Below are 5,787 nucleotides of genomic sequence, written 5' to 3'. Positions count from 1 at the left end.
GATNGGCCCATTTTGGATTCAGCTCAATGGCTGTTCGGTATGCCTTTTCAGCTTCATCGTATCGGTCGGTATGGTTGCTCAGTAAATTTCCCAGGCCATTCCAGGGATAGGCCCATTTTGGATTCAGCTCAATGGCTGTTCGGTATGCCTTTTCAGCTTCATCGTATCGGTCGGTATGGTTGTTCAGTAAATTCCCCAGGCCATTCCAGGGAGTGTCATATTTTGGATCCAGCTCAATGGCTGTTCGGTATGCCTTTTCAGCTTCATCGTATCGGTCGGTATGATCACTCAGTAAATTCCCCAGGCTATTCCAGGGAGAGGCTAGTTGAGGCCCCAGATCAATAGCCTTTCGAAAGATCTCCTCAGCCTCTGTATATCGGTTCGTGTGTTCCAGTAGTAAAACACCCAAATGAAACCAGGGTGCGGCCCATCGTGGATCTTTGGAAGCCGCTTTCCTGAGAGCAGCCTCCTGTAATTCCCTCGATTCGATTTGGCCAAAATATTTTGCCAGTTCATTCCAAAAGGCACCAATATCCGGCCAGCTCCCCAAGAGGTTATTCCGTTCTTCCTGAACGATGGTTTGCAGAACTGTTTCCTTCTCAACGAGATTTTTCTCAAACCAAAGTTCCAGCCATCCAGCAAAATGCCCCACACTAAGTTGGATGAGTTGGTGATAATGTGGTTCTGACAGATCACCAAACTTGAGCTGTTCCTCTCTAAATATTTTGTTTAGCTCGACATATTGGAATTCGTCCAGTTGGCCAACATTCTCAATTATTTTGCCCTTTTCATCTTTGGAGACGGAGACGGAGCGGGCAAGTCCATTCAGCAAGCCATGGTGTTCCTTGGGTAGACCAGGAGCGAACCGTTCCAGGGTCATGGTGGGGTCGGGCCAGTTCCAGACCGGGAGCAGGGACCAGGGATGGTGGGGGAAGGTAGGTTTTGCCCCCTTGTCGTTTTCTTCTTTATCTTCCAGTGCACCAATTTCCTGCAACTCTTGGCGGGTGGTCTCCTTTTGGAGTTCTGGGGAGCCTTTTTCCAGCACCTCTTCCATCACCTTCAGCATTGCCTGGGCGGGTTCGCTTCTGGGATAGCGCGCCACCATCAACTCTTCGGAGAGGGCGATGTGGGGGTGGTAGGGGATTTGGTGGAGATCGGGCATGAACTCCGGCTCGCCATCCGGTTTTTCCCGGGCAAGCCTGTGGATCAATTCGTTCAGCTTTTGAAACCGCGCTTCCTTGAGTCCCTCCTCCCCCTGGGGAACCGGTGAGGCGACGAAGGTGAGGTGCTTGCGCATCTCTCCCAAAGGAATGGGGTTTTCCTCGGAATCCTGTAAATCCCGAACGATGGTTTCCAAGCCGATGAGGTTTTGTTCGTTGAGCCCACTCACCAGCACCATCCGATCCACCGCCCCGGCCCCTAACAGCAGATCCCCAATTTCAGTCATGCCGGTGCGGGAGTCGATGAGTAGGAAATCCGGAGTGCGGTCACCCATCTCGGGATGTTTGACCCCCTCCACCCGCTCCCGAAAAAATTCGGTCACATTGCGGGGATCCTGCTTTTCTTCCCCCTTTTTAAAAGCCGCCGTCCATCCCGCCAAATCCTGGCTGTGTACCGCCCGCAGCTGCTCGTGATAGCGGTGGCGCTTATCCTGATGATCAAAACGCCCCGCCGGAATAAACCAGATATCCCCCCGAAATTTTTTGTTTTCCTCTCGGGTCTCTCTACCCAGCCGGGTGGGTTGGGCCAGGGTTTGCGGGTCGGTGATTTTGTCGGAATCATTTAAAATATCAGAAAGAAAATCCAACACCCCCAAACGCACATCGTGCCTCTTGGGATAGGTGTCGTCAGCATCCACAGGCTTGGGCTGGGACATCCGCTCCATCACCGTCAAACCCGGCGCATGAAGATCCCAGTCCGCCACCACCACAAATTTGCCCTCGCTGGCCAAACCCCAGGCAACATTCAGCAGCAGATTGGTTCGACCAACCCCACCCTTGAAACTGAAAAATGAGATAACATGCATATGGATCTCAGGACTCGTCGGAGTTCCTAGTCATTTACGGCTTTTTTCTCTGTAACTTTATTGTGCCAATTCGATTTGATATCAGATTTCATTTTTTTGGTTTTCTCTTCTTTCGTTTTTTTTCTCTTTATCTGGTGTTCATTTATTGTTTTTCGAGTTTTTTCTTCTGCGGCCAATTCTTTTTCCAATTCGTCTGGTTCCAGATGAAAAAGGACTCCCCTCTCCTTCTTTTCTCCGCGATCTGAGAATATCTCCCAGTAATGTATCCGGGTTTCCAGATTGTCCTCACCAAAATAATCCAGGTGGGGCGCCAGGGCTTGGCGTCGTTGGATGGTGTCCGGCATGGGCGTACTCAGAATCAGCTTCACCACCTGCTCCTCCCCCCATACCCTTTCGGCATAAAAGAAAAGCTTCGTGAGATTTCCTGACACCCAACCGGTTTTTTCCAGGGATTGCGTTAAACCATCCAGATGTTTGCCCAACCAGTTGAACTCTTCCTGGTTGATGGCCCAATGGGCGATCTGCCACAACCGGGCAGCGGTAATTTTGGGAATGGCTGCTTCTGCTGTCTCTTCCCGCTGCCAAAGCCCCTCCGCCACTTTACCCCAGGTGAGATGCTGGGCTGCCAAACGTAGAATCGGCGTGAGGGGATCCACCTCGGGTTGACCAGCAAACCGCTCCTGTTGCCAAAAATGGTAAGGAACAGGAAAAGAATACCCAGGGGAGGCCAGCTCCAACCAACCGGCCACCCGGCTGCGCAACAAAACCGCGTCTTCCTCCCCCCACGCAATCTGCCCCGCCAACTCCAACGCCCCCAACCACACCTTGCGCCGATCCGGTGAGAGGGTGTCATCGGTAACTTGATCGAACTCCCTTAAAATCCCAAGCAGGCTTTTGTTCCACTGGTTTTTCCCGGATTCAGGAGTTTCCCGCCAAGCCCGGGTGAGAATTTTCGACCAGGATGGAGCGCGCTCCAGGCTCGGCCCATCCTCCCCCTGCCACCGAAGTTTGAGGCGTTCGATGAAACTTTGGGAATCCCCCTCCAGGGCGTCGATCAACTGCTGGCAATAACGCCCCTCGGTGTCGAGATATGGTTTCATGCCACTCATGCAAAACGCCCCACGATTTTCAGGGTTGGCATTATGGATGTCAGCTCGCTTTCGTTGATGTGCAGCCACTCCCCCAGTTTGGAGTTGTCCGGGGTGCGTTTCCAGGGGGATTGAAAATTTTGATCAAGGGAAGCCGCACGACCGCAAGGATCATTCATGGGGCCGGGAAAAAACAGCCAGCCACACCCGCCATCCACCACCGTGGGTGTTCTGAGATCACTTTTTTTAACCGAATAGAGGGCGGCCACCACCCCCAACTCATCCTGGAGCTGTCCCGGTTCCTCAAAATCTGGCAGCGCCAGTGATCGAACAACATGCAAGGCTCGTTCCGACTCTGTGGCTTTTTCCAGGCTCGGATCCAGGTGGGGCGGGTTCTCCCCCGGGGCTGCCCAGGCCAGATGATACAGTTGGGCGAGTGCCGCATCCCCTTTAATGATGTCGGCCACCTTGCTCTTGCTTTTGCGCTGTCGTTTATAAGCGTTGATGGTCGCTTCCACCCGAGCGCACACGCTCTTCGGATCCATCTGTGCATCTGGTGGATTGTCGAGCCAATAATCATCCACTACCCGATAGGAGACATAGCGTACCAGCTGTATCGTTTCATCCGAATCAGGAAAAGGAACGATAGAGGCAATGGTTCCCCCTGCCTGGTTGAGCTGATGCTCCAGTTTGCGTTTTAATCCTTCCCGCAAATGGTTCCGCCAATCTGCATGGGGCTGGGCCGGGTCGGGATCGGGGTTGGTGAATTGTTGCAGGATGGGCGTCATGAAAGTATCCAGCTGGGAGACGACCTTTTGATCGAGCCGGTTTCCCCAACCCTGGCTATCCGGATGGGCACCCGGCACCCCCTGGCAATCGAGTAGAAGATTGCGTGCCAGGTGTTGCATCTCCCAACGGGGATGACTGAGCCAGTGATGTACCAGTTGAGCGACGCTCATCTATTTCGACCAGACCGGATGTGGATAAGTTGCTAACAATCATTCATTGAAATGACTTCCCTTCAATAAGATAGGTGCTGGTCAGGCCATCATCAAGGATTTGTCGTCTATCTCAAGGCACCGCCACCGACTCCAGCAGATGGCGTACCGGGTCGTCTCCTGACGGGGTGTCGAGGTGGAGGCGGTGGTTGGCGACGCTGGGGAGGACCGCTTGGATGTCTTCGGGGAGGACCGCTTTTTGTCGCTCCAGGAAGGCGTGGGCGCGGGCGGCGTGGAGGAGGGCCAGGCCCGCTCTCGGGGAGAGGCCCGATTGATAGTGGCCGGAGTCCCGGCTGAAGGCCAGCAGCGCCTGGAGATAATCCAGCAAGGCGGATGAGACCGTCGGTTGGGTGGCGGCTTTTTGCAGGGCTTGGAGTTGGCTGGGCTCCAGCAAAGGCTCCAAACGGTTGAGCAAAGTACGCCGATCCTCCCCCCTCAACAACTCCCGCTCCGCCTGGGGGCCGGGGAATCCCAGCTGCACCCGCATCAGGAATCGATCCAGCTGGGATTCGGGTAGGGGAAACGTGCCGATCTGATGAGAAGGGTTTTGGGTGGCGATGACGAAAAATGGCTCCGGCAGAGGCCGGGTGGTGCCTTCCACCGTCACCTGCCGCTCCTCCATCGCTTCCAGCAGAGCACTCTGGGCCTTGGGGGTGGCGCGGTTGACCTCATCCGCTAAAATCACCTGGGAAAAAATCGGCCCCGGATGAAATTCAAACCCCCCCGTGCGCCGATCAAAAATCGAAACCCCCAAAATATCCGCAGGGAGCAGGTCACTGGTAAACTGAATCCGCCGAAAACCCAACCCCAGCACCTTCGCCAGCACATGGGAAAGGGTGGTCTTGCCCACCCCCGGCAGATCCTCAATCAAGAGATGCCCCCGAGCCAACAAGCAGACCAGAGCCAGGCGTATGGCGCGTTTTTTACCGAGAATGATCTCCCCTGCCCGTTCCACCACCTGATCCAACACCCTGTTTTCGTCCATGCCCCTCGTCCCGGTCGGTTGTGCGTGTCGTTTAAAAAAAATCCACCCTCACCCCCCATATATTAACGTGCTTGGCAGATCGCAACAATCAGCCAGCCGCTTCAGAGACCACTTCTTGCCTCTTTTGTCGGATATGGCAAAGAGATTTTCAGGTTAAATGGATGGCGCAACCATCACAATATCTGGACGAAACGCCCCAGTGACGATACCCTGAATGTGGTGGCAGGGGAGAACCGGGTTCAAAGGGATTGGCTCCGGGGAACAGGGCTACGCTGGGACGAATGGATGGGTACATTGGAAGCATACCGACGGCTAAGCAGTGGAAAACGGATCGCAGTCGCCTTTGGCTGTGCAGGCCTCTTGGCATTGGGATCCCTCCTCACCTGGGAATCCACTCTTCATCAGACCCAGAGCCGGTTTCAAGAGGTGATTGATCGCATCGGTCACCACTACCGGCAGCACATCAGCCGCACCGAACACCACTATCAAACCCAACTGGATCGCACCCAGCCCCCACAACCGCCATCCTCTTCAGGGGATGACCGTTCCCAGAGAAAGGAGGCTGGAGGCGCAATAGCCGTTCCCAACCGCCCGACTCACTCCCATAGCCACTCCCCTCCACCTGGTCCGAAGCCTGAACCATCCCCCCACTATACGCCGCCATATCCCGGGTAACCCCCCCAGCCTCCT

5 protein-coding genes are annotated in these 5,787 nt (G+C 54.8%); 1 reads left to right on the top strand and 4 read right to left on the bottom strand.

Annotation, left to right across the window (positions count from 1 at the left end):
* From HQL52_19700 to HQL52_19685, 4 genes are all read right to left on the bottom strand, one after another.
* Nucleotides 1-2,026: tetratricopeptide repeat protein (locus tag HQL52_19700; GenBank protein MBF0371667.1), on the bottom strand; the 2,026-nt coding region annotated here is incomplete at its 3' end.
* Nucleotides 2,027-2,052: 26 nt separating this feature from the next.
* Nucleotides 2,053-3,135 (bottom strand): hypothetical protein, encoded by a 1,083-nt coding sequence (locus tag HQL52_19695; protein MBF0371666.1) that lies wholly within the window; start codon nucleotides 3,133-3,135, stop codon nucleotides 2,053-2,055.
* Nucleotides 3,132-4,073 carry a hypothetical protein gene (locus HQL52_19690; GenBank protein ID MBF0371665.1) on the bottom strand — a complete coding sequence of 314 codons (942 nt, stop codon included), beginning with the start codon at nucleotides 4,071-4,073 and terminating at the stop codon, nucleotides 3,132-3,134. Before HQL52_19690 ends, HQL52_19695 begins: the two co-directional genes overlap by 4 nt.
* Nucleotides 4,074-4,185: 112 nt before the next feature.
* Nucleotides 4,186-5,097, bottom strand: coding sequence for an AAA family ATPase (locus HQL52_19685; protein ID MBF0371664.1), 912 nt, complete (start codon nucleotides 5,095-5,097; stop codon nucleotides 4,186-4,188).
* Between the two features lie 285 nt (nucleotides 5,098-5,382).
* On the opposite strand from HQL52_19685, the gene HQL52_19680 reads away from it, so the two are divergent.
* Complete coding sequence (locus HQL52_19680) at nucleotides 5,383-5,772, top strand: hypothetical protein (GenBank protein ID MBF0371663.1); 390 nt, start codon at nucleotides 5,383-5,385, stop codon at nucleotides 5,770-5,772.
* Nucleotides 5,773-5,787 lie beyond the last annotated feature (15 nt).

The sequence above is a fragment of the Magnetococcales bacterium genome (assembly GCA_015232395.1).
Taxonomy (GTDB): domain Bacteria; phylum Pseudomonadota; class Magnetococcia; order Magnetococcales; family JADFZT01; genus JADFZT01.
Note: the sequence above shows the minus strand (reverse complement) of the source record. Positions and strands in the feature narration are given on the sequence as shown.